General features: G+C 47.0%; 17 protein-coding genes. 16 read left to right on the top strand and 1 reads right to left on the bottom strand.

All coding sequences use genetic code 11. The annotated features are described in order from the left end of the window. Positions 1-106: 106 nt before the first annotated feature. Positions 107-787 carry an expansin ExlX gene (gene exlX / locus AR543_RS14360; RefSeq protein WP_087071317.1) on the bottom strand — a complete coding sequence of 227 codons (681 nt, stop codon included), beginning with the start codon at positions 785-787 and terminating at the stop codon, positions 107-109. Positions 788-1122: 335 nt separating this feature from the next. On the opposite strand from exlX, the gene AR543_RS14355 reads away from it, so the two are divergent. From AR543_RS14355 to AR543_RS14280, 16 genes are all read left to right on the top strand, one after another. Next, positions 1123-4926 (top strand): S-layer homology domain-containing protein, encoded by a 3804-nt coding sequence (locus AR543_RS14355; protein ID WP_060535164.1) that lies wholly within the window; start codon positions 1123-1125, stop codon positions 4924-4926. Between the two features lie 294 nt (positions 4927-5220). Continuing rightward, positions 5221-5364, top strand: a complete 144-nt coding sequence (locus tag AR543_RS24310; protein WP_158523973.1) for a hypothetical protein — start codon at positions 5221-5223, stop codon at positions 5362-5364. A 219-nt stretch (positions 5365-5583) separates the two neighbouring features. Next, complete coding sequence (locus AR543_RS14345; RefSeq protein ID WP_060535162.1) at positions 5584-5952, top strand: hypothetical protein; 369 nt, start codon at positions 5584-5586, stop codon at positions 5950-5952. Between the two features lie 699 nt (positions 5953-6651). After that, complete coding sequence (locus tag AR543_RS14340) at positions 6652-7473, top strand: cyanophycinase (protein ID WP_060535161.1); 822 nt, start codon at positions 6652-6654, stop codon at positions 7471-7473. Continuing rightward, the gene (cphA, locus tag AR543_RS14335; RefSeq protein WP_064505588.1) at positions 7466-10249 is read left to right on the top strand and encodes a cyanophycin synthetase; all 2784 of its coding nucleotides are present in this window, start codon (positions 7466-7468) and stop codon (positions 10247-10249) included. Before AR543_RS14340 ends, cphA begins: the two co-directional genes overlap by 8 nt. After that, a complete protein-coding gene (locus tag AR543_RS14330) occupies positions 10242-11270 on the top strand; it encodes an asparaginase (RefSeq protein WP_060535160.1) in 1029 nt (342 codons plus the stop codon). Before cphA ends, AR543_RS14330 begins: the two co-directional genes overlap by 8 nt. Positions 11271-11393: 123 nt before the next feature. Beyond that, positions 11394-11633, top strand: a complete 240-nt coding sequence (locus AR543_RS14325; RefSeq protein ID WP_060535159.1) for a YkuS family protein — start codon at positions 11394-11396, stop codon at positions 11631-11633. 113 nt (positions 11634-11746) lie between these two features. After that, positions 11747-12937 (top strand): alpha/beta hydrolase, encoded by a 1191-nt coding sequence (locus tag AR543_RS14320; RefSeq protein WP_060535158.1) that lies wholly within the window; start codon positions 11747-11749, stop codon positions 12935-12937. A 31-nt stretch (positions 12938-12968) separates the two neighbouring features. Further along, entirely contained in the window at positions 12969-13916 is a 948-nt protein-coding gene (locus AR543_RS14315) for an alpha/beta hydrolase (protein ID WP_060535157.1), read from the top strand. A 22-nt stretch (positions 13917-13938) separates the two neighbouring features. Beyond that, entirely contained in the window at positions 13939-14301 is a 363-nt protein-coding gene (locus AR543_RS14310) for a response regulator (RefSeq protein WP_060535156.1), read from the top strand. Between the two features lie 1829 nt (positions 14302-16130). Further along, a complete protein-coding gene (locus AR543_RS14305) occupies positions 16131-16874 on the top strand; it encodes a GNAT family N-acetyltransferase (protein ID WP_060535155.1) in 744 nt (247 codons plus the stop codon). Positions 16875-17266: 392 nt separating this feature from the next. Continuing rightward, positions 17267-18997 (top strand): ubiquinone-dependent pyruvate dehydrogenase, encoded by a 1731-nt coding sequence (gene poxB, locus AR543_RS14300; protein ID WP_060535154.1) that lies wholly within the window; start codon positions 17267-17269, stop codon positions 18995-18997. Between the two features lie 263 nt (positions 18998-19260). Continuing rightward, on the top strand, positions 19261-20088 hold the full coding sequence (locus tag AR543_RS14295; protein ID WP_060535153.1) for an alpha/beta fold hydrolase: 828 nt from the start codon (positions 19261-19263) through the stop codon (positions 20086-20088). Then, positions 20088-20645 carry a hypothetical protein gene (locus AR543_RS14290; protein WP_060535152.1) on the top strand — a complete coding sequence of 186 codons (558 nt, stop codon included), beginning with the start codon at positions 20088-20090 and terminating at the stop codon, positions 20643-20645. Before AR543_RS14295 ends, AR543_RS14290 begins: the two co-directional genes overlap by 1 nt. Positions 20646-21037: 392 nt before the next feature. Beyond that, positions 21038-22879, top strand: coding sequence for a proline--tRNA ligase (locus AR543_RS14285; RefSeq protein WP_060535151.1), 1842 nt, complete (start codon positions 21038-21040; stop codon positions 22877-22879). A gap of 108 nt (positions 22880-22987) precedes the next feature. Then, positions 22988-24220 (top strand): MFS transporter, encoded by a 1233-nt coding sequence (locus tag AR543_RS14280; RefSeq protein ID WP_060536790.1) that lies wholly within the window; start codon positions 22988-22990, stop codon positions 24218-24220. Positions 24221-24376 lie beyond the last annotated feature (156 nt).

Here is a 24376-nt window from a genome sequence, read left to right as displayed (position 1 = left end):
CTGTTCTCTTGGAAAAACAGCCGCTTTTTTAGTGTTTAGTGATAGTGAATACGGATAACTTACTACTTTTTTGACCCAGGCAGTATGCAATCAGAAAGACGACTTATCAATCCGGGAACTGCGTATGCCCGGCTACGATGTAGGCACTGGATGTACCGCTTTCCGGTAGGGCGGGAATCGTATCCGTTACGACCTTGCCGCGAATGTCAGTGATCCGTACCTTTAATGTCTGATTGCCCAGCTGTTCGCCGACAAAATGGTTATAGTCCATCTTCGGCAGGCTTACCCAGCTGCCATTTTTTTGCACTTCCAGCTTCATAACCGGATATTTGTGATTTCTCACCTGGATAGCTGCCCACCATCGGGAGCTGCCTTCCTTGATTCGATAGCTGAAATTACCGCTGATCGGTGCTTTGACGACTTTCCATTGGATATCGATTTTGCCTTTGCTCATATCACCGACTTTGGCAAATGCATTCGGAGACAGATCCAGCGCACCACTGGCACCTTCCGGATACAGATCGGTGACATATACGACTGTTTTTCCTTTCGGACCCTGTACTTCCAGATAGGCACCAGCCAGTGCTGCTTTGACGCCTCCATAGTTCATCTGTGTCGGATTGAGTGCAGTAATCTCCATATTGGCAGGAATCGGATCGAGCAGTACGGCTCCGCCGGAATAACCGGAACCGGTATAGGTGGCATAGCCTTTGTATGTATCATTCCAGGCAGCCGAGGCAGGCAGAGCAAACAGGATCAGACTGAGAGTGGCGACAATGCCGAGCATACTCCATTTACGGGTGATAGACCATTTCATCAATAGAATCCCTCCAGATCATAGAATAGGGTAAGCTGTCTCATTTTTATAAAAGGATCTTGATTCATAAAAATAAATCTATCTCCTATAGGTAGACAGCTACCGTTAACACTGTACTATATATCCACTTCGAAAACAATAAATGTCTATTTCACATAATCAGGAACTTTTGTATTCTATCGCTAAAATGACAAAGAGATTTGAGAAGATGTACGATTTTTACAGAGAAATGCTTTTATTTTTACGTTGGTATGATATGTTAGGAGCGATTATGATTTTGACTATCAAACTGGAGGATTATACATATGAAGCAATGGAAGAAAAAAGTCAGTCTGAGTGCAGCCGCAGTTATAGTAGCCTCAGCGATTGCTCCCGCAGATACAACTTTATCCGGGAGCGCTTATGCAGAGCAACTGCAGTCCGGGAATACGGTACAGGAAATCCCGGCTCCAGTTTCTGTTCAAAAAGTAAATCCGGTATCTGTTCTTGCAGATACTTATACGCTGTCGGAGATTCGACAGCTGAATACAGGCAGCAGGGTAACTGCGCGAGGCTGGATTACATACAGGGAAGACACGGGAAGCAATTACAGCAATCTGTATATTCAGGATGGAAGCGCTGGCATCGTAGTACGTGGACAGAATCTGCCAGGGGAGCCGGGGCAGGAGATCGAGACAACCGGTAAGCTGAATGAATACCGCAAGCTGCTGCAGATTGAAGCCAATGCAGCAGACACCTATATCCGGGTACAGACCCCACAGCCTGTATCTGCACGTACGATTACAGCCGCTGATTTTACAGCAGATCATCCATACGAAGGACAGCTTGTGCGGATCAACAAGGTCACGGTCACTGGCAAAAGCAGCAATAATTATACACTCCAAGACAGCAGTGGCAGCTTCACCGTATACAGCAAAAGCCCATGGCTGACTACAGGAGAATCCTATGATTCTATCACAGGGGTGATGTCACAGTATAACGACAGTATTCAGCTGATTCCGCGCTCTGCTGAGGATATTGCCGGAGCAGTACCGCCGGTAGTGGAAGCACCTATCAAATTGTCTATTCATGATATTCAGGGTGCATCCCAGCGATCTCCTTATGAAGGACGTGAGGTACGCGAGGTAGAAGGAATTGTCACGATGGTCAAAGGGAAAACGACCTTTTATATGCAGACGGAGGATGCGCTGGCTGATCAGGATGATCGCACTTCGGAAGCCATTATGGTATACAAATCTGCTCATGGCATGAAAGTGGGCGATCAGGTCCGTGTAGATGGGGTAGTCAAAGAATACAAGGAGACCGGCTACAGCGATGCCAGTGATCTGACGACTACCGAGATTGCTGCTTCGTCGATTACCCGAATCGCCGCGAATCAGCCGCTGCCGCAGCCAGTGATCATCGGGCAGGGCGGTCGTATGATTCCGGGACAGATTGCTTCTGCACAGGGATCGGCATCATTTGACCCGGCTGCCTACAGTATAGATCTGTACGAGAGTCTCGAAAGTATGCGTGTTGAATTGAATAATGCTCATATTATCGGTCCGTATACGTATGAGATTCCAGTTACAGTAGATATGCAAACCGGGTCCAATGTAACTCCGGCTGGTGGATTGGTGATCGCCAATAATCAGTTCAACCCGAATCGTCTGCTGATCAGTGAGAAGCCCAAGCAGCCAGTGAAAACAGGTGACCAGTTTGAAGGGCCTCTCTATGGAATCATGAGCTACAGCTACAGCAATTTCAAAATTCTACCGGAAAACAATCTGCCACCAATCATCAGCGGTGGGCTGAAGCGTGAAATATCGGCTCTGCATAATGGCCCGGATCAGCTGACGATTGCTTCCTTTAACGTAGAGAACTTCTGGGATGATCCGGCCAATCGGGAGAAGACCGAGCGAATCGCGCAGAATGTGGTGGAGAATCTGCATACACCTGACATTATCGGACTGATGGAGGTTCAGGACAACAATGGAGAAAAAGATGACGGAACAGCCGCTGCCGACACCAGCTTCAACGCACTTATTCGCGAGATTCGCGCAGCTGGCGGTCCGGAATACCGCTATACGAGTATAGCTCCGGAGAACAATAAAGATGGCGGGGCACCAGGAGGCAATATCCGAGTAGGCTTTCTGTATAATCCCGAACGGGTGAAGCTTGCAGAAGCAGCTGGAGGAGCAGGCGACTCTGTGACGGCCGTCACCTATGGCCTACAGGGACTGACCCATAATCCAGGACGGATAGAGCCGGGTAATGAGGCATTTGCCAACTCCCGCAAATCGCTGGCTGCCCAGTTTGTATTCCAGGGACAGCAGGTAATTGTGGTAGCCAATCACTTTAATTCCAAAGGTGGAGACCAGGCGTTATATGGCGCTGCACAGCCGCCTCAGCGAATTAGCGAAGTACAGCGAGCCAAGCAGGCAACGCTGCTGAACCGGTTCGTTCAGGATACGCTTGCTCATAACAGCAGCGCGAATATCGTGCTGGTCGGTGACTTTAATGATTATCAGTTCTCCAATACCCTGCAGATTCTCAAAGGCAATGAACTGACCAATCTGGTGGAGACACTGCCTGAGAATGAACGTTATTCCTATGTATATGAGGGGAATTCCCAGACCCTGGATCATATTCTGATGACTGCCGGTCTGGCTGCTCAGGCCAAGCTGGATATCGTACATCTTAACGCTGACTTTATGGAGGCAGACGGACGGGTAAGTGACCATGATCCGCTGCTGACGCGGATTGACTTTGCCAGTGGAGCCAATAATGACAATAAAGATCATCCGGGTCGCATCCCCGGTAATGGTACCAGCTCGGGCAGTAATGGAAATTCAGGATCAGGCGGAGATACGCAGTCCGTAACTCCAACTCTGCCCACTACAGCTGATTCTATGCCGGTTGCAGCCGGTGCATCGGCAGATGGTACAGTATTCCGCTGGTCTCTTGCATCTGCTGTAAACGCAGAGAATGGAGAAGGAACAGTGGCTGCGGCCCAATTAAGTGCAGCTTCTACTACAGCCATGCTAACGCAATCAGGCGATGCTCGTACACTGAATATCCAGCTACAGCCTCTACAGGCGGTGAATACCTATCGATTGGAATGGCAGCCGGAAGCACAGCAAATCTTGTCCAGTCAGAATCGTATTAAGCAAATTAACATTACTACGCCGGTAGGCGATTACGAAATACCGGTAGCCTGGCTGCAATCAGCGAAGATCGGCTCCCATTCTCTAGTACTGGAAATGGCAACCGATACTGCTGCCAAACAGCAGGCGCAAGATAACGGCTATAAGGTAAGAAGTGCTATAGAATATAGTCTGTATACACTGGATTCCAATCAGACCAAGCAGCCGATCGAGCAGATGGATCGTTATATCCGGCGTTCTCTGAATATAGATCGTCTGGTGCCTGGCGACCGCATTGCTGTGGTACGGGTCGGTACAGATGATGCTGGACAGAATTCGTATACTCCTGTTCCTTTTACTATACAGGACGGAGCAGTTACGCTGTTCAGTCGTAGTAACAGTACGTATGCAGTTATCGATTCGGCAGTTCAACTGAACGATGTATCCGGTCACTGGGCGCAGACAGCTATCCGCCAGCTGGCCGATCAGCGTATTATTACAGGAACTGCAAATGGATCGTTCCGGCCAAATACTGCTGTCACCCGTGCGGAGCTGGCTGCTCTTCTGGTCAGAGCTCTGGGTCTGTCGGATACGGAAGGCAGTAGCACCTCGCTTCGCGATATCGATAGTTCAGCATGGTATCGGAACAGTGTGCATGCAGCTGCTCAAGCAGGTCTGATTCAGGGCGATGCCAATGGACGATTCCGTCCGAATGCCACGATTACACGGCAGGAAATGGCTGTTATGCTGGAGCGTGCATTGAATTATACAGGGGCTCCAAGCGCCAGTGTGTCAGGCAGTCGTCCAGCTGATACTGATCGGGCAGCAGCCTGGGCGAGACCAGCAATTGCACGTCTGAGTGCCTCTGGTCTGCTGAATGGTGATGCCAGGGGACAGTTCCAGCCCGGTAAGAACTTGACCCGTGCCGAGAGTGCTGTGATCCTTCAGCGACTGTTGAATCAGTTGACCGGTACACCTAATTAATCGTATAGCAATGCAGCAGCGCAATCTCTGAACCTGAAAAGGCGAAGAGATTGCGCTTTTTATTATGCTTGCCGTCAGAGGAGTCAATCTCTAGGCGGAGGACAAGCCGAAAACAATTCATCCTTCAAGCTGATTTGTAGAACGACAAATTGTAATAACATGATAGCAGATAGACAATTCCTTTATCACAAGGAGAGGGTCAGGATGAAATGTATGAATAACGAAGAGCATTCAGACAAGACGTGTACGATGACGAAGACTGCCAGGTACTGTTTTTATATGGATTCTCTATCCATGATGAGGTCAGTAGAGCCCAATGCTGCATCGGATCGAAAGTTTTATTCCTCTATAGCCGAAGCAATAGAGGCTGAACAGCAGCAGATCGAGCAGGAATTGGAATATCTCAATTCATGGGAAAATATACTGGAATTTATCTAAAGGGACATCTCCTGAAAATGGATACAAGAAAAGATAGCGACGATGATCCTTTCTATAAACTGTCGATCCACACCAACAACTTAGGGATGTATACACATACGGATTTAAAATAAGAATACTTATCGCATAATATCAACATAACATTTATTATGTAAACTAAAAGCCTGCTGGATATCATTTTTTTTAACACATAAATATTAATCTAGAGGAGGAATTATAATGGGATTCAATCTGCACAATCTAAAAGGACTGCTGGATACAAAAAACAAAGGAACTCAGGGGTCAGGTGGCAACGGAATCATCGATCTATTGAACAAACTACCTTTGGACAAAATCATTCAGAAATTGCCCCTGGAAAAGCTGCTCACTCCCGAATTTATGCAAAAATACACATCTTTTAAATCTATAGGTGAAATGCTGCAAAAAATGGGGCTCGGCTCCAATAATGATTCTGCGACTCAGGTTATGCTGGTACCCAAGGATAAAATGGATAATCAACTGAGCCAAAATACGCAGTTCAGTTCTCTCCAGCAAATGCTGCAAAAAGCTGCTGAATTCTACGCCTCGCGCAAATCAGGCAATAAATAATTCTACACAGTCAGCCTACATTATGTTACCAAACCGTACCTTTAAATTGAAGGTACGGTTTTTGGTTATGATCAGGCTAGAGCGTTCCTAATAAGAGGGTCAGTATATAGAGAAAAAGACCAATTCAGACCAATAGTGGGACAGAATGTTGCCAAAAGAAAGAGTGATGATGAAATAAGATATTTTCCTTATTAACGATGATTTATCTACTCACACTTGAGATCAAAAATAAATTACTTTCTAAGTTTACATAATTATTTTTACGTAAACTAAGAGTGTGAAATCTATAATTAAAATTGGATCTCTGAATTCGATAATGGATACCTGGACTCAATAATGAACAATTCGAAACCCAACTTTAAACAGAGATATATCCGACCATCATCTTTCCACACTTCTTTTTTACACTTATCTCTCTACCCATAACTAGTTCACAAAAAAACAAACTTCCGTTTACACTATTTAACTAGTAACTATCGAAAAGTATACAGATTTTCAAATTTGAAAAATACAGATAAATGCTCTTAACAGCAGGCTCTATTATCATTTTGAATTTATACTTTTGGGCTTCGATAAGTTTATATTTTATTGCATAAAATAACTGTAATTTTTTGGTTATGATAACGCTATCAAGGGTAATAATCGGAGCACAACCGTACAAAGCATGTCACATACCAACTTGTAAAGGCAGGGTTCCCAGTGAAAGGTGATTTGTTGATTATAGGCGGTAAAGAGGACAAGACGGGTGCCAAAGAGATTCTTCAGCGATTTGTCGAAATGGCTGGTGGTTCAAAAGCAGTAATTGGTATTCTAACGACAGCGACTCAGTATCCTCAGGAACTTGGCGAAGAATATACAGAGCTTTTCCATTCGCTTGGTTGTGATAAAACTATACTATTTCATCTGAATACACGCGAAGGCGCAGAGCAGGACAGTCTGACCGATCAGCTTCAGGAGTGTACCGGTATATTTATAACAGGCGGCGATCAGGTACGACTCACCAGTATTCTGGGCGGAACACTTTTCTATGAGCAGCTGCGTCACCGATGGGGCCATGAAGGAATGCCGATTGGTGGCACCAGCGCAGGTGCGGCTGTTATGAGCTGCCATATGATTATGGCGGCGACCGAGACGGAGAATGAGTATATCGTAGAAATGGGCGCAGGCTTTTGTTTTGTGGAAGATGTTATTATTGACCAGCATTTTTCCCAGCGTGCACGATTTGGGCGGTTAATGACTGCAATTGCCCACAATCCTCAGGTAATGGGCATTGGTATTGATGAGAATACGGCTATTGAGGTAACTGACGACGGTGGTTGTTTTACGGTATGGGGAGAGCATTCTGTCACTGTATTCGATGGCAAAAAGCTCGATTTTGTCGATACTACCAATCATGGCGACAACCAGAATATTACTCTGTCCGGCGTTCGGCTGCATTCTCTGGCAGCCGGTTATACCTTTGACCTCAGAAATCGTGAACTGATTACTACCTTCCTGGAGGAGGAACAACAACATGAGTAACCTTATACAGATAAACAAAATCAGATATTGGTCAGGTCCCAATCAATATAATCTCAAGCCTACCATGTGGATCGAACTGGATATCGGCGAGCTGGAGCACCGCCCGTCCAATCTACTGCCTGGATTCAATGAAGCGCTGCTCTCTATTCTTCCATCCTTGGATACTCATACATGCTCCAGAGGCTATGCAGGCGGCTTTGTAGAACGGCTATATGAAGGTACCTGGATCGGACATATCATTGAACATATTACACTGGAGATTCAGCATTTGGCCGGTATCCCGGTGCGACGTGGCAAAACGATCACAGGCTCCACTCCCGGTATTTATTACGTCACCTTCGATTATCGGGAAAAAGAATCGGGTCGTACTGCTTTTGAATCTGCGGTAGCGATTGTCGAAGCCATTCTGGCAGGACAGACAGATATTCATGCAGAGCCATATATCAGCCAGGTATCAGAGCTGTATTTTAATAATAAGCTTGGTCCCAGTACAGAGGCGATCTATAATGCGGCCATGGAGCGGCGTATTCCTGTCGAACGTATTGGCACAGACAGTACACTTCGGCTCGGAACAGGCATTCGTCAGAAGAGTGTACAGGCTACTGTAACCAGCCAGACATCCTATCTGGCTGTAGAGAACAGCTGTGATAAGGAAATGACCAAGCATCTACTGGAAGCGGCCGGTCTGCCGGTTCCCCGGGGCACGGTGATCAGCACACGTTCGGAATTGGTCAAAGCTGTGATCCAGTTGGGATTCCCACTGGTGTTGAAGCCGGCGAACGGACGCCAGGGACAGGGAGTCATGACGAATTTGCAATCCGTGCTTCAATTGGAGCAGGCGTATAACTTTGTATCCCGCGAGTTTCCGGAATATACAGAGTATATTGTCGAGCGCTATTTTACAGGGCAGGATTACCGATTCACCGTGGTGGGAGGCAAATTAGTGGCAGCCAGTCTGCGCCAGCCGCCTACAGTTACCGGAGATGGAGTATCCACGATTCGCCAGTTGATTGCTATCGAGAATACCAACCCACTGCGTGGTGCAGGACATGAGAAGCCTATGAGCGAGATTCCACTGGAGCAGGCCAGGGGCTTTCTGGAGCAGGCGTCCCGTTCCCTGGATGATGTACTGCTTGAAGGAGAGACATTATGTGTAATGAGCAGTGCTAATCTGTCTACCGGGGGCTCTGCCAAGGATGTAACCGATCAGGTACATCCTTCCTATGAGCGGCTCGCTATCGAAGCAGCACAGGCGATCGGATTGGACGTAGCTGGAGTCGATATTATCAGTCCGGATATCCGTGTACCTCTGAATAGCCAGGAAGCCTGTATTCTGGAAGTAAATGCGGCTCCTGGTATTCGTATGCATCATTATCCTGCCAAAGGAACACCACGGGATGTGGGTGCCGCGATCGTCGATTATCTGTTCCCATCCAGAGAGGAAGCGGCTATTCCGCTGGTAGCAGTGACCGGAACCAATGGCAAAACGACTACGGTTCGTATCATTTCCCACCTGCTTCGAACCACCGGGCAAAAAGTCGGTATGACCTGTTCGGATGGTGTATGGGCAGGCGATGAATGCATTGACGAAGGCGATTGCAGTGGTCCGGCTAGTGCTCGCAAGATTCTCAGCCGTAACGATATTGAAGCAGCAGTACTGGAGACCGCTCGCGGAGGCATGATGCGAGAAGGGCTTGCTTTTCGGTGGTGTGATGTAGGAGTGGTCACGAATATCTCTGAAGATCATCTGGGCCAGGACGGACTGGATACATTAGAAGATCTGCGCAAACTCAAGCGCCTGATCCCCGAAGTGGTACTGCCAGGAGGCGTCTGTATTCTCAACGCGGATGACGAAGGCTGTATTGCGATGGGGGATCATACCGACGGACGGATCGTTTATTTTTCTCTTCACGAACAGAACCCGGTTATACAGGGAACTATCTATGCAGGTGGAGAAGTATGGTATCTGGCTGAAGATGGCACAATCATGTATGCAGCAGACGGACAGGTGGAGCGATTTGCCGATTCACGAGAGATTCCGGTTACCGTTGGCGGCCTTGCCAAGCATAATATCGCCAACAGCCTTGCTGCACTGGCAGCTGCCCATGCGGCAGGACTTACGCTCGATCAGCTGCGCCAGGGGATACGGACCTTTTATCCATCTGCGGAACAGAGCCGGGGGCGTTTCAATCTTACACATATCCAAGATCGCACACTGATTGCCGACTATGGTCATAACCCTGCGGGAATGTCAGCAGTCTATGAGACGGTAGCCGCTATGCCCAAGAAGCGCCTGCTTACTATCGTCTCTGCGCCTGGAGATCGAACCGATCGTTCGATTATCGAGATGGGCAAAATTATCGGTCAGCATTCCGATCTTGTTATTCTCAAAGAAGATCTGGATCTTCGGAAACGCGAACCGCTGGAGACGGCCCGACTGTTGGAGAAGGGCTGTATAGACGCCGGAATATCACAAGATCGGCTGATCACTGTTCCCAATGAATATACTGCCAGTCTGCATGCCTGGAAAATCTCGGAACCCGGTGACCTGATTCTGATGTTTTATGATAATTATGAGAATGTAGAGAAACTGCTTCATACGCTGGAGCAATCTTCTTCATCTGTAGCCGTGGACAATAGTACAAAAGTGAAAACATCTGCTGCGCCGGCTGCGGCTTCATCACCGGAAGAGTCGGAGACGATCCGTATGGCTTCTACGCCACTGCAGGCACTCACACAGTCGGTCCAGCCGGCCAAAGGACACAAGCATGGGTGACATACTGGTACATGCTATACGCGGCGATTCTGTAGAATCGGTGCATGGAGGTTCAGCCGTTGTTGTGAACGCCGGAGGACAGGTACTGTACGAAATTGGCGAACCACAGCTGCCAGTGTATTCTCGTTCCTGCATGAAGCCTGTTCAGGCTATTCCTCTGATTCTCTCGGGTGCTGCGGACAAGTATCAGCTCACCAATCGCGAGATCGCGGTATGCTGCGCCTCTCATAATGGAGAACCGATGCATATCGAGACCGTAAATGGAATGATGTCCCGAGCGGGAATAGATCTGGACCTGCTGAACTGCGGCATACATGCTCCATACAGCTTAGAAGCCTACGAGCAGCTGCTGCTCAGTGGACACAAACCGGCACCGGTGCATAACAATTGTTCCGGCAAACATGCAGGTATGCTGTTAACTGCTAAGGCCATCGGAGCGGATCTGGACAGCTATATTCACCCGGATCATCAAGTCCAGCAGAAAGTCATGGAGCAGCTCTCCATCCTATCCGGTCTGGAGGAAAGCGAGATTCCTACGGGACTGGACGGATGCGGATTACCTACCCATCTGCTGCCGCTGGAACAGCTGGCGCTCGTTTTTGCAAGACTGGCAGCGCCCCATCAGCTTCCTGCAGACACGGCTGATGCTGTTAAACGCATTATTCATGCCATGTTTGAACATCCGGAGATGATTGGCGGTACCGGAGAGTTTGATACGGTCCTGATGCAGCAGATGAAAGGAAGGGTTATCGGCAAAGTAGGAGCAGAAGGCGTATTCTGTATGGCTTTACCCGAGCATGGACTCGGTATTGCCATCAAAATTGATGATGGCAACCGCCGTGGTGCTTATCCGGCAGCTGTAGAAATTCTGGAACAGCTTCATATCCTAAACGACGAGGATCGAAGCGTGCTGGATGAATTCCGTACTCCTGTACAGCAAAATCACCGGCAGGAAGATGCCGGCAGATTGATGCCTGTATTCCAATTAAAAACAACAGATCGCATGCTTCCGTATTCATAATATGTTACCTTTCTCATGCTCTATTTCGACTGTTCAATCCCTGTATTCGTTTCATTATTGGCAAAGTTGGGGAAGCAAAGAAAGAGCGAACCTATCATATTCGAATATCAGGAGGTTATTATTATGGCTAAAATTGCAGTCGAAAAACCATTTGATGATGTAAAAGAAGCACTGGAACAAAAAGGACATCAGGTAGATTTGGTCGAGAGTGATCAGGAGCTGACAGGTTACGATCTTGGCGTAATCCGTGTCCAGAATGACGGAGATAATGACCTATATGATTTCCCGGTAGTCAGCATTGAAGGCATGTCTATCGATGAAGTGGTAGAGCGTGTAAGTGACTATGTGGAGAAAATGAAGTAATACCGGATATAAGTACTTATGAATGATACGAGGCAGGCATAACTCTATGGCAAGTAGAGAATGTCTGCCTTTTTTATAAAAAAGAGGATTCGGTTGATAAGGAGAGATCATCTATGGAAATTGGCCAACATTATCAACAGCTAATAGAAACACTGCGTATGAGTCAGCACAGGGAACAGGAAGGCTATCTGACGAAAATAATCAAATCTGTACCCGATTCGGATACTGCCGGAGCATTGGACCCCAGAGTACGAGATACGATAGAGCAGCATGCCCAGAATCTGACCCTTTTGTTACCGGAGGAAGGCTCGGAAGCAGACAAGGAATCCGGTGAATTTGACAAGCCGGAGATGTCTGCAGAGGACATCGCAGCTTTTCCTGTAGAAGAAATACGAACAGCCATGGTGCGTTCCAGTCTAGATATTACGCGTAGAGATATCCGCATCATCGAAGACACGATTCAGGGGCGAAATGGGGATATCGGCCTTCGAATCTATCGTCCGGGTACAGGAACATCCCTTCCGGCTATTGTTTATTTGCATAGCGGAGCCTTTATTGCCGGAAGCCTTGATGAATCGCGACATATTTGCAAAGCTCTGGCAGAAATGGTCCACGCCGTCGTGATTGCAGTAGATTACCGGCTCGCACCGGAGCATCCGTTTCCGGCAGGATTGATGGATAGTCTGGATGCTGTTCAATGGGCATATAGTCAGGCAGATGTACTGGGAATCCATCCAGACCAGATTGCTATAGTAGGCAGCAGTGCCGGAGGTAATCTGGCGATCGGATGCTCGGTGCTGGACCGGCAGCAGGGAACTTCATTTATCGGATTTCAGGCGCTGCTTTATCCGCCTTTGAATTCTGCGGGTGTAACGGCAGAAGATTTTCAGTGGAAGCTAAATGATCATGGCACAGAGAATAAGCGACAGCAGGATCATCGTGAGCTGACGGTAGGAGCGATTCAGGGCTATGCTTTTCTCGGCGGCAAAGTATATGATCTGTATCTTCAGCAAAAAACCAAGAAAACCGATCCTCTCGTATCTCCGCTACTGCTGGAGGATGTGAGCCAGCTGCCGGAGACGATGATCGTCACAGCCGAATTTGACTACCTGAATCACGAAGGAGAAGCTATGGCAGCCAGATTAGCTCGTGCCGGTGTCCAAACAACCTTGCTTCGCTATCAGGGGCTAGATCATGCCTTTGTGGAGAAAATCGGGTATTATCCGCAGGCAGAAGATTGCCTTGCCGAAATTGCCCATGCTATTCGGCAAAAGTGGGGAATAGAGGGCGGAGAATCTGTCTAGACCTGGTAAATAGTGAGAGGAGAGAAGCAATATGCCACTGGATCCACAAGTACAAGAATTCCTGAATCAATATAACCAGTATCAGATGCCACCTATGGATTCAATAGACCCCAAAATGATTCGTGCCATAGAACAAAGTTCAGCTCTAAAACAAATGGCCTCCCAAACCGATATATACCGGGTAGAGGATCGTACTATTCCTCTAGCGGATCGGCAGGTTCCGGTTCGCCTGTATACACCGACAGATGCCGAAGCTCATCCTGCCCTTGTTTTTTACCATGGAGGAGGCTGGGTGTTGGGAAGTCTGGATTCCCATGATGAATTATGTAGAAGGCTCGCTCGTGAAGCAGAATGTGTCGTTATCTCTGTGGACTACCGATTGGCTCCGGAACATCCTTTTCCGGCAGCTGTATGGGATGCCTATGATTCCCTGAATTATATTGCTGAACATGCGGAAGAATATGGTATTGATGCAGGGCGTATTGCGTTAAGCGGGGATAGTGCCGGCGGTAACCTGGCAGCGGTTGCCTGTATCATCGCCCGGGACAAGAGTGGACCTTCGGTCTGCTATCAGCTGTTGTTTTATCCCTCGACCGGGAATGCGACAGATACGCGTTCTTATCAGGAAAATGGTTATGGCTACCTGCTGACGGCAGATATGATGAACTGGTTCCGCAAATGTTATTTTGAACAATCGGAGGATGAGAATCATCCTTATGCTTCACCTGTACTGAGTAGTGATCTAAATGGATTGCCGCCAGCTACCATTATCACTGCAGAGTACGATCCGCTGCGAGATAGTGGGGCTGAATATGCGCGCAGGCTTCAAGAAGAAGGCGTAGAAGCCGAATATATCTGTTATGAGGGCATGATTCATGGTTTTGTTACGATGAGTCAGCTGGATCGGGCACAGGAGGCTATTCGCCAGTCTGCTGCACGACTCCGGCATGTATATCAAAATAGATATCTAAATGAATGATAATTAATGGAGGAATAAACGAATGGCTAAAATTATGGTAGTGGATGACGCTGCATTTATGAGAATGATGCTAAAAGATATGCTGGCTGGATTGGGACACGATATCGTGGCAGAAGCAGGAAACGGACTGGAAGCAGTCAAAGCTTATGAAGCTAACAAGCCTGATCTGGTGACAATGGATATCACCATGCCGGAAATGGATGGAATTGAAGCTGTGCGTTCTATCCGCAGTACAAATCCCGATGCCAAAATTATCATGTGCTCCGCGATGGGCCAACAGGCAATGATCGTAGATGCTATTCAAGCCGGTGCCAAAGACTTTATCGTCAAGCCATTTCAAAAAGATCGCGTAGAACTTGCGATTAACAAAGTACTGGGCGTATAAATCCAAACGTCAGAAAGACCCGGACATATCGCCGGGTCTTTCTGACGTCAGTATGTCTGATTATGTATACAAATATAAATCCCCTACATACTTGAATTAACAAGGCTGTAGGGGTTTAATCGTTAGTAGCAATATTCAATTGTAACCTATCCTCCTATACAACAATCCACATGCTTGACATGGTATAGACTTGCACCGATCCATGCTGCCGATTGTCCAAGCTCTGCAGTCGCAGACAACCGTTTAGCGATTGTTCATCGATTTCATTTTTTGGGAAGCTTTATCCGAAAAGCTTCGCATGTCCGTTATTCCCCTTTTCGACGGGCTGAATATACGGTTCATGGGTTTTCACCTGATTTACGGTGAAGAAAGTCCGTCCGCACATTTACAATGAATCATCCATGTCCTTGCATATGGGATGAGTTCCCACATACCACGATATCACGAAAAACGTTTTCACTGACGCTTTTCCAGCGTGAGACCGATCTAGTATGCTTCGCTAACCTGTTTCATTGGAATCCTGCTCCCTTCCTAACAAGTCAATTCAACATTGTTCGAAAATAGCATTTTCCTCTGTTCACAGCCTTTCATCATATTCAAAATGAAGAACATACTTTCATTCGTTCTACAATTCATTCATATCAAACATAAAGATTTAAAGCATTTTAAAAATTTAAATCCTCAATATTTAAAGCCTTAAAACGTTTTAAAATTTCTTGTTTCCATAAATAGTTTGAATCACATATCTTGAATCCAAAATCATCTTGATGCCGCTGTATAAATACTCAATACAGCATTTTGCATTTTCTTGATTGAAGCCTTAATACATACATCGAATACTTTAAATCGATCATACCTTATTTCCTATGAGTCCCCACATATCCACGAACTGCGAAAGATGTTTTCACGTACACCTTCCGGTGTGCAGTCGATTATAATATGCTTCGCTTACGCTATTGCATTGGAATCCTGCTCCCTTCTTAGCAAGTATTGGTCATGCTTGCTTGAAAACAGTTCATTCCGAGCCTACTTTCTGTCGTAATTTTGACTCTGTACCGCCGATTTGTTTCCCGCATACTCCAATATCCACGAAAAACGCTGTCACTACGTTTTCCTAGCGTGAAATTGTGCTAGTATGCTTCGCTACCTTTTTCCAACGGAATCCTGCTCCTTTCCCGCAAGTAGTTAAGGCTTGCTTGAAAAAGCTTCTTCCTTGTTGCTTCGTCTAACTGAGTAAGATTGATGTCCCGCATACCTGCAATCTGCGATCATGGGCATTTTCACGTATGCCAGATTGTTCTGCAGTTGAACCAGTATGCTTTGCTAACCTACTCCATTGGACGATCTCTCCTTTCCCGATAAAAAAGAATTGGAGTGAATCACCTGACAACGCCGTTAATGCTTGTTGGTGAAGCGTTGCTTGTTGGTGATGACTACATCATACTCCCGATGTCCCAAAAATGAAAACGCTATAAAATAGATTAAGCGAGTGTAAAAACGCGTGACGATCAAATATATCATTCATGCTCTAAATTCCAGCTTTTTCCTTCTTTTTCTTAGCGATTTCGTGCTGAACAGCGGAATACAGGCTAAAATCGCTTGATTTATTTTTGGTGCTTAGGGCTATGATCCTTTACATCCGTCAAATAAAAAGGGCTTCTGTGTAAAAATAAAGTAAAAACAGCCTAACAAGAGAAAAGCGCTGCAGATTGGGTAATAACTATATAACAGAAATAGAGGATGGGGCATGGCACGATATACTCATCCGCCCAATAGACCGCTGTTTTTTGCCGGATGACTGGCGACAGCAAGGAATGGAGGAATAAATAATGAAAAACCCGATCAAGGAACTAAAAGGTATTAAAGATAGCATTAACGAAGCCAAGCAGGCTATGGATGGAATCAAGTCTATTCTGAACGACGTCAAAAGCGATGTAGATGAAGCCAAGCAAAATCTGCAGCATACGATGGAGCATGCCAAAGAAACCTCACAGGAAGCCAAAGCCTCTACCGACCAGCTCAAAAGCGGACTTCAGGACAGCAAAATGGCTGTACAGGATACACGCAGCAATTTGTCTTCGGCTACCCAGGATGTAAAACAGAGTGTGACCATCGTCAAAGAGGAATTTAATACACCAGGAGGGGGCTTTGCGGCAGACGAGAACAAGATGCAGCAGGCTAATAGCGGTGGACAGGGTACACTTTCAGCTAGCCAGACGCCCGTAATGCAGCCTCCGCAGGCTACAGCTATTACACCGGCGTATGAGAACCCCGGAGCCGAATTGATCGAGGGTGGACAGCTGATCAAGGAAGGCACTGCCTTTTTCCTGAAAAAAGGAGAAGAGATTATCGGCGAGATTACGTATATTCCCGGACCGGAAAGTGATACATGGACACTTAATCATACGTACGTGAATCCTGAATACCGCGGCGGCAAAATAGCCCAGGGATTGTTGGATCAGGTCGTACAGGCAGCCAGAGCGGAAAACAAAAAGATTCTGCCAACCTGCTCTTATGCATTGGCCCAATTCAAGCGCCATTCCCAGTATGAGGATGTATGGATGCGATATTGATCTTTTTGAGACAAAGATCTTGTATGTAGATAAGAATACCTTCGTACCCCTGCATTTTCGCACATCTTTTTCTTGTTGTACTCGATATTAATGAGCTGCGTTTCATATATTGGTTATTCAAACGTCCGGATACGATCCGGGCGTTTTTTTATGAACCTGCTGACCTTATAGTTAGCAAACTCAGAATACACCAGGGCATAGTTGGGTAGGGAGCGACAGTATGAAATGGATTACATTTTATATAATGATAATTACATAATGAAAAGGATGTCTAATTTATTGGTCGGTTGTTAAGTGTAAGGTAAATAAGGGTAAAGAGACAAAGAGAAGTTTGCAAAATTTGTAGACAATTGTTGTAAAATACGAGCTGATAGATAAGGGAGGCAGACATTTTGAAAAAGACGATTGCAGATTCGGTGGTAGATACACTCGTCAAAGCCGGAGTAAAACGGATATTTGGTATTACCGGCGATTCATTAAATGCGATTATTGATGCAGTACGGCGTTCCGGCAAAATCGAATGGATTCATGTCCGGCATGAAGAGGTAGCTGCTTTTGCTGCAGGAGCCGAAGCCGAACTGAATGGCACCATAGCTGTGTGCGCAGGCAGCAGCGGACCGGGTAATCTTCATTTGATTAATGGATTGTATGATTGTTATCGCAACCGGGTACCAGTGCTTGCGATCGCAGCTCATATCCCGAGTGACGAGATTGGCAGCGGCTACTTTCAGGCGACGCATCCGGAGCTTATTTTTCAGGAGTGCAGTGATTTCTGCGAAGTTATTATGACCGAGAAACAGATGCCGCGTACACTGACTATGGCGCTTCAGACCGCTATTGCAGGGTCTACCGTATCTGTTGTTGTTCTTCCCGGCGATATTGCCAGTCTGGATGAATCGACTCATCCCGTGCCCGAACAGGTATATCATGCAGCCAAGCCGGTTGTGTTACCTTCGGAAGAAGAACTGCAGACGCTGGTACAGTATCTGAATGAAGGCAAAAAGATCACCCTCCTTTGTGGTGCAGGCTGCAAAGGTGCCCATGCAGAGTTGATGGAACTGTGCGAGAAACTGCAGTCTCCAATGGTCGTTGCGCTGCGAGGCAAGGAACATCTGGAGTACAATAATCCGTATTTTGCAGGATTAACTGGACTGATTGGGTATTCTTCCGGTTATCATGCGATGATGGATTGTGACTTGCTGCTGATGCTCGGTACCGATTTCCCTTATCGTCAGTTCTATCCGGAAGATGCGACTATCATCCAGCTGGATATCGATCCTTCCCGTCTAGGCAGACGAACCAATATAACTCTTGGATTATGCGGAGACGTCAAATCGACCGTACAGCAGATTTTGCCGCGTCTTACTACTGCACATGATTCCCGTCATTTAAGCAAATCTGCCGATCGTTATGCCAAGGTACGTGAAGAACTCGATGAGATGGCAATCAAAGGACATACCGGACCCAAAGGAATGCATCCCCAGTATTTGACTAAAGTTGTCAGCGATGCAGCAGCAGCAGATGCTATCTTTACCTGTGATGTAGGGACGCCTACCGTCTGGGCAGCCCGCTATCTGGAAATGAGCGAACAGCGCCGGTTGATTGGTTCTTTTAACCACGGCACTATGGCGAATGCCCTGCCACAGGCGATTGGATTACAGGCAGCGGAACGTGAACGTCAGGTTATTTCATTTTCCGGTGACGGAGGTCTCAGTATGCTGATGGGTGATCTGATCACACTCAAGCAGCATAATCTGCCGGTCAATGTTGTTGTTTTCAATAATAGTGCGCTCAGCTTTGTAGAGTTGGAAATGAAAGCTGGAGGCTACCTGGAATCCGGTACCGATCTGCATCAGACCGACTTTGCAGCCGTGGCAAATGCACTCGGCATCCAGGGTATCCGTGTCGAAGATCCGGAGGAGCTAGAGGATGCAGTACAACGCGCGCTGGCGCACGATGGACCTGCCCTGATCGATGTAGTAGTGAATCGTCAGGAATTGTCCATGCCGCCGACAATTACCCTGCAGCAGGCCAAAGGATTCTCTTTATGGATGGCCAAAGCCATCATGAACGGACGCGGTGATGAACTAATTGATCTGGCGAAGACCAATTTGCTTCGCTAAGGAATACGATGTGGAATACAGCAGCCTATGCAGCTGCTGTTTCTGCTTTTTTACACATTATTTTGTGTATATACAAGTCTATAAGCATACCATGGTGCAGAGCTGCACTTGTTATATGTATCGAAGCAAGCTGGATTTCTGTATTGAAGTAAGAGAGTACTTGTCTAATTTGTGTATTCATTAAAATTTGATGCAATATTTTTTTGAAATTAAGATATACTGAATTTAAATAAACATGGCTATATGTATGAAAGGAGCCTCATATGTCTACCATCCGGAGTCGAAATAATGTAAAAGTTACGGGGAACGGAAGTCAGCCCATTGTTTTTGCTCATGGTTTTGGATGTGACCAAAGTATGTGGCGGTTTGTGGCCCCTGCTTTTGAAAAAAATTACAGGGTTATCCTATTTGATCACATCGGTTCCGGAAAATCCGATTTGCTGGCGTATGATAATGATCGTCACGGACGGCTTACCGGTTATGCAGAGGATCTGCTGCAGATTTGTGATGATCTCCAGTTGGAAGATCCTATATTTGTCGGCCACTCGGTAAGCGGCATGATTGGTTTACTGGCTTCATTACGCAGACCTGATTATTTTAAACATCTGATTCTGATTGCTCCTTCACCGCGATACATCAATGATTTACCCGATTACATAGGCGGTTTTGAACAACAGGATATCGAAGAGCTTCTCTCGTTAATGCAGCAAAATCATCTGGGTTGGGCCCGTTTTCTCGCGCCGATCATTATGGGGAATCCGGGCCAGCCGGAGCTGACTGCTGAATTGCACGAGAGTTTTTGTGTGTCTGACCCGATGATCATACAGCAATTTGCCCAGATCACCTTTATGTCGGATTATCGCGCCGAGCTACAGCATGTGACGGCGCCTGCCCTTATTTTGCAATGTGATCAGGATTATATTGCTCCTCTGGAAGTAGGTGCCTATATGCATCAGCAGATGCCTCATAGCATCTTTCAATTGATGGAAGCGACCGGGCACTGTCCTCATATGAGCCATCCGGACGAGACAATTTCCCTGATCGAGGAATATCTTGCCCAGTCGGTCACGGAAATGGAGATACCCCGCTGATGAATAAGCGATTAGACCAGGTATTCTGCGGCTATATGTCGTTATCTTCCGATCATCTTATCGCTGCTGCAGACGAAAGGCTGCTTGAGCTACTTGGTTATAATCAGCATGGATTGTATGGTTGTCATTTTGAGTCGATTCTTACCCGGGCCAGCCGTATTTTTTATCAGATGTACTTTATTCCGCGTATTCGTCTAAACACCAATATCGAAGCTCTTCAGCTTGCAGTCAAGTCGGGTAACGGTGAAGCTGTTTCTTTTCTTATTAATGCGAGAATCCGGGAAAGGGAGGGAGCGGCCGTGTATGAGCTGGTCATGCTTCCTTTGCACCAGCAGATTGAATATGAAGAGCAGATTCAGAGGTTGAATCTGGAAGCCAAACGGCTGCAGACAGAGCTGGATAGGCTAAAAGAATCGGAAGAGCATTCTGCAGCGGGACAGCAAAAACTGACTCGACAGATTGAGCTGCAGGAACAAAAGAGGGAGTTAATGGAATCCCATGCCGACAATTTTAAAGCCGGTATATCGCTCTTGACAGACTCGCAGCCCATCGAGTAATCTCTATACTAACTTATTTTAGCAATAATGGAATATCGTATATTTCATGTTGTTAATCATCAATAGCTATGATCAGGACCCTTGATTCTCCCATCGCTGTACAGAGAGGAAATCCACCGGCTGCAAGGTTTCCCGCTGCGACTGAATCCGGCCCCTATCCTGTGAGCTGCAATGTTCAGGCAGAGCAAGTGACTCTGCTCTGTATGGTATTGCCGGATGCCTCCGTTAACGGCTTTAAGGATTATTTATCATGACGCGTCGCAGTGTTCTGCTTATAGCAGAACAACGCTGTTGATGATTCATAATCAAAATTAGGGTGGTACCACGACACATTCGTCCCTGACGGATGTGTCTTTTTGTTGTTTTATACTCAGTTAGGGAGGAATTCATCCATGAAACAAAGCCAGCTATTAGCCGTTACACTGCGTGAATCTCCTGGAGACGCAGAAGCAGCAAGCCATCGCCTATTGCTGCGGGCAGGATATATTCGCCAGCTTGCAGCAGGCATCTATACGTATCTGCCACTTGGACGCATTGTTCTGCGCAAGCTCGAACAGATGATTCGTGAAGAGATGGATCGGAGCGGAGCGCAGGAAGTACTGCTGCCAGCGATACAGCCTGCAGAACTGTGGCAGGAATCCGGTCGCTATGAAATGTATGGGCGGGAGCTGATCCGGTTACAGGATCGGCACAAGCGGGATTTCGTGCTCGGACCTACGCATGAAGAAGTAATAACGGATCTGGTTCGCAGCGAGATCGGTTCCTATCGTCAGCTACCGGTTATTCTGTACCAGATTCAGACCAAGTTCAGGGATGAGCGTCGTCCACGATCCGGTCTGCTGCGCGGAAGAGAGTTTCTGATGAAGGATGCCTATTCTTTTGCTATAGATGAAGCGACTATGCAGCAGTCCTACAAGATTATGTACGATGCCTACCATCACATTTTCGAGCGATGCGGACTGGATTTCCGCGCAGTGGAAGCAGACGCGGGATCTATCGGAGGACAGGGCAATACACATGAATTTATGGTTATGACAGATGCTGGAGAAGATACAATTGCTGTCTGTTCCTACTGCGGCTATGCTGCGAACCTGGAAAAGGCAGAATCTGCAGCAAGTTCATTTATTCCGGTATCTATACGTAATGAAGCAGACGAAAAAGTCCTGTCTGCTGAAGCAGCTGCATTTCCAACGATGATGGATATTCCTGCTACGGATTCGGCAACCGGCGTAATCGGAATCACAGAGGAGACAGACAGTACAGACCATGTACAGCCGGAAAAGGTCCACACTCCGGGTCTGCGTACGATTGCACAATTGACCGAGGCGCTGTCGATAACCCCGGATCGAATAATCAAAACGGTCATCTTTTTGGTCGACTCTCAGCCGATTGCTGTACTGATCCGTGGAGATGAAGAGATTAATGAAATCAAAGTCCGGAATTATCTGCAGGTCGATGAACTGGTGATGGCTGATGCAGACACGGTTCAGCGTGTAACAGGAGCTCCTGTCGGATTTGCCGGACCCTATGCGCTTGCCTCTACCGAGCTGGTCTGTCTGGCTGATTATTCTATCCTCGCCCTGAAGGATGCGATTGCTGGAGGTAATGAGGAAGATTACCATTATCTCCATGTGAATGTACAGCGTGATCTTGTACTTCGGCATATCGGCGATTTTCGCAATGTACGCGCAGGAGACAGCTGTCCACGCTGTCAGGATGGACATATCCATTTTCAGCGCGGGATCGAAGTAGGACATGTATTCCAGCTGGGAGACAAGTACAGTGCTGCAATGAATGCCACTTATACCGATTCATCTGGTCAGGATCAACCTATACAAATGGGCTGTTATGGGATTGGAGTATCCAGACTGGTTGCTGCGATCGTAGAGCAGCATCATGATGAGCAGGGAATCTGCTGGCCAGCTTCTATTGCTCCTTATCAAGTACATCTTATTCCGGTCTCGGTGAGAGATGAGCAGCAGATGAGTACGGCTCTTGAACTGTATAAGAAATTGACAGATGCTCATTGCGAAGTGCTGCTGGATGACCGGAATGAACGAGCTGGCGTGAAGTTCAAGGATTCCGATCTGATCGGTATTCCGATTCGTCTTGTTATAGGAAAAGGAGCTGCTGCAGGAGAAGTGGAATATGTGGAGCGCAGTACCGGTATTCGGGAGCTGCTGACCACCGAGCAGGCGATTCGGTGTATTCTGACAGCAGCTATCATAGAGTAGATACTATGAAATAAAATTACTTTTAATAAATGTTTTAAAAAGTCGGGGTCTGATGATATGATAGATGCTGAATCAGCAGATATTCCAAAGATGGAGGTTATTGCACCTATGGCTACACTGTTTCTGATTGTCATTTATTTATCCTTTATTAGCCTGGGTATTCCTGATTCCATGCTGGGAGCAGCCTGGCCGGTCATGCATCTGGATATTCAGGCGCCATTTGGAGCAGCCGGTACATTATCGATTATCGCATCGGTAGGTACTATCCTGTCCAGTCTGGTCAGTGGTACCTTGCTGAACAAACTGGGAACCGGATGGGTCACCCTGATCAGCTGCTGTCTGACTGCAGGGGCACTGCTCGGCTTTGCTTTTGTCCCGTCACTAACCTGGCTGGCGGTACTGGCGATTCCGCTCGGAATAGGCGCCGGAGCCGTAGACTCCGGTCTGAATCATTATGTAGCCTCCAATTACAAAGCCCATCATATGAGCTGGCTGCACTGCTTTTGGGGAGTAGGCGCTACTACAGGGCCAATCATTATGGCCTATTACATGGGAACGGAAAGCTCATGGAGAGGTGGATATCAGGCGGTAGCTATTATACAGATGGTATTGGTCGTTATCCTGCTGTTTACTCTGCCGCTCTGGAAAAAGGTAGCGGCTATTCAGCAGGAAGCCAAGCAGCGCGAGAAGCAAAATCAGTCTGGATCCGAGTTACATACAACAGATTCATCGCAGGCCACGGATCATTCTTCCGGTGATCCTGCTGCCAAAGTCAACCTGCTGCGAATTCCGGGTGTTAATTTTACACTGCTGACGTTTCTGTTCTACTGCGGGGCAGAAGCAACCGTAGGATTATGGGGAGCCAGCTTTTTCGTCGGAGCGAGAGGAGTCACTCCGGAAATGGCTGCCGGCTGGGTATCGTTATACTTTGCCGGTATTACCCTGGGACGATTGATCACGGGCTTCCTGACACTGCGTATGAGCAACCGCCGGCTAATCCTGATTGGTCAATTGGCCGCGGTAGCAGGAGGAATCCTGCTGCTCATGCCGCTGCCTCCGATTCTGCTAATGAGCGGCCTGATTCTGATCGGTGTCGGATTCGCGCCTATTTTTCCCGGATTACTGCATGAGACGCCTGCCCGCTTTGGAGAAAAGAATGCTGCGCGTCTGATGGGCTACCAGCTGGCTATGGCTTACGTAGGTATTACTATTTTGCCGCCACTGTTCGGATTGATTGCTGCTTATGTACATGTAGGCTGGTTTCCATTTGTGGTACTTGCATACATTCTGCTTATGCTGTTATTCGCAGAACGGGTCAATCAGAAGCTCAGACATGCCTAGCACGTATGGCATCAGGACAGAATAAATATCGTGATCCCATACACAGATGATATGTTGCCAAGTTGCGATTACATTATGATCAACCTCCAGTTCATCTCGATGAAGCTGGAGGTTTTTTTATATTTAAATTCCTGATTATTATATCTAAAATGTCAT

Source organism: Paenibacillus bovis (assembly GCF_001421015.2).
Classification (GTDB): Bacteria; Bacillota; Bacilli; order Paenibacillales; family Paenibacillaceae; genus Saccharibacillus; species Saccharibacillus bovis.
Note: the sequence above shows the minus strand (reverse complement) of the source record. Positions and strands in the feature narration are given on the sequence as shown.

What these genes read in the sequence shown, in the direction of transcription:
- exlX (WP_087071317.1), bottom strand. Translation starts at nt 787, where the DNA reads ATGCTCGGCATTGTCGCCACTCTCAGTCTGATCCTGTTTGCTCTGCCT.
- AR543_RS14355 (WP_060535164.1), top strand. Translation starts at nt 1,123, where the DNA reads ATGAAGCAATGGAAGAAAAAAGTCAGTCTGAGTGCAGCCGCAGTTATA.
- AR543_RS24310 (WP_158523973.1), top strand. Translation starts at nt 5,221, where the DNA reads ATGATGAGGTCAGTAGAGCCCAATGCTGCATCGGATCGAAAGTTTTAT.
- AR543_RS14345 (WP_060535162.1), top strand. Translation starts at nt 5,584, where the DNA reads ATGGGATTCAATCTGCACAATCTAAAAGGACTGCTGGATACAAAAAAC.
- cphA (WP_064505588.1), top strand. Translation starts at nt 7,466, where the DNA reads ATGAGTAACCTTATACAGATAAACAAAATCAGATATTGGTCAGGTCCC.
- AR543_RS14330 (WP_060535160.1), top strand. Translation starts at nt 10,242, where the DNA reads ATGGGTGACATACTGGTACATGCTATACGCGGCGATTCTGTAGAATCG.
- AR543_RS14325 (WP_060535159.1), top strand. Translation starts at nt 11,394, where the DNA reads ATGGCTAAAATTGCAGTCGAAAAACCATTTGATGATGTAAAAGAAGCA.
- AR543_RS14320 (WP_060535158.1), top strand. Translation starts at nt 11,747, where the DNA reads ATGGAAATTGGCCAACATTATCAACAGCTAATAGAAACACTGCGTATG.
- AR543_RS14315 (WP_060535157.1), top strand. Translation starts at nt 12,969, where the DNA reads ATGCCACTGGATCCACAAGTACAAGAATTCCTGAATCAATATAACCAG.
- AR543_RS14310 (WP_060535156.1), top strand. Translation starts at nt 13,939, where the DNA reads ATGGCTAAAATTATGGTAGTGGATGACGCTGCATTTATGAGAATGATG.
- AR543_RS14305 (WP_060535155.1), top strand. Translation starts at nt 16,131, where the DNA reads ATGAAAAACCCGATCAAGGAACTAAAAGGTATTAAAGATAGCATTAAC.
- AR543_RS14295 (WP_060535153.1), top strand. Translation starts at nt 19,261, where the DNA reads ATGTCTACCATCCGGAGTCGAAATAATGTAAAAGTTACGGGGAACGGA.
- AR543_RS14290 (WP_060535152.1), top strand. Translation starts at nt 20,088, where the DNA reads ATGAATAAGCGATTAGACCAGGTATTCTGCGGCTATATGTCGTTATCT.
- AR543_RS14285 (WP_060535151.1), top strand. Translation starts at nt 21,038, where the DNA reads ATGAAACAAAGCCAGCTATTAGCCGTTACACTGCGTGAATCTCCTGGA.
- AR543_RS14280 (WP_060536790.1), top strand. Translation starts at nt 22,988, where the DNA reads ATGGCTACACTGTTTCTGATTGTCATTTATTTATCCTTTATTAGCCTG.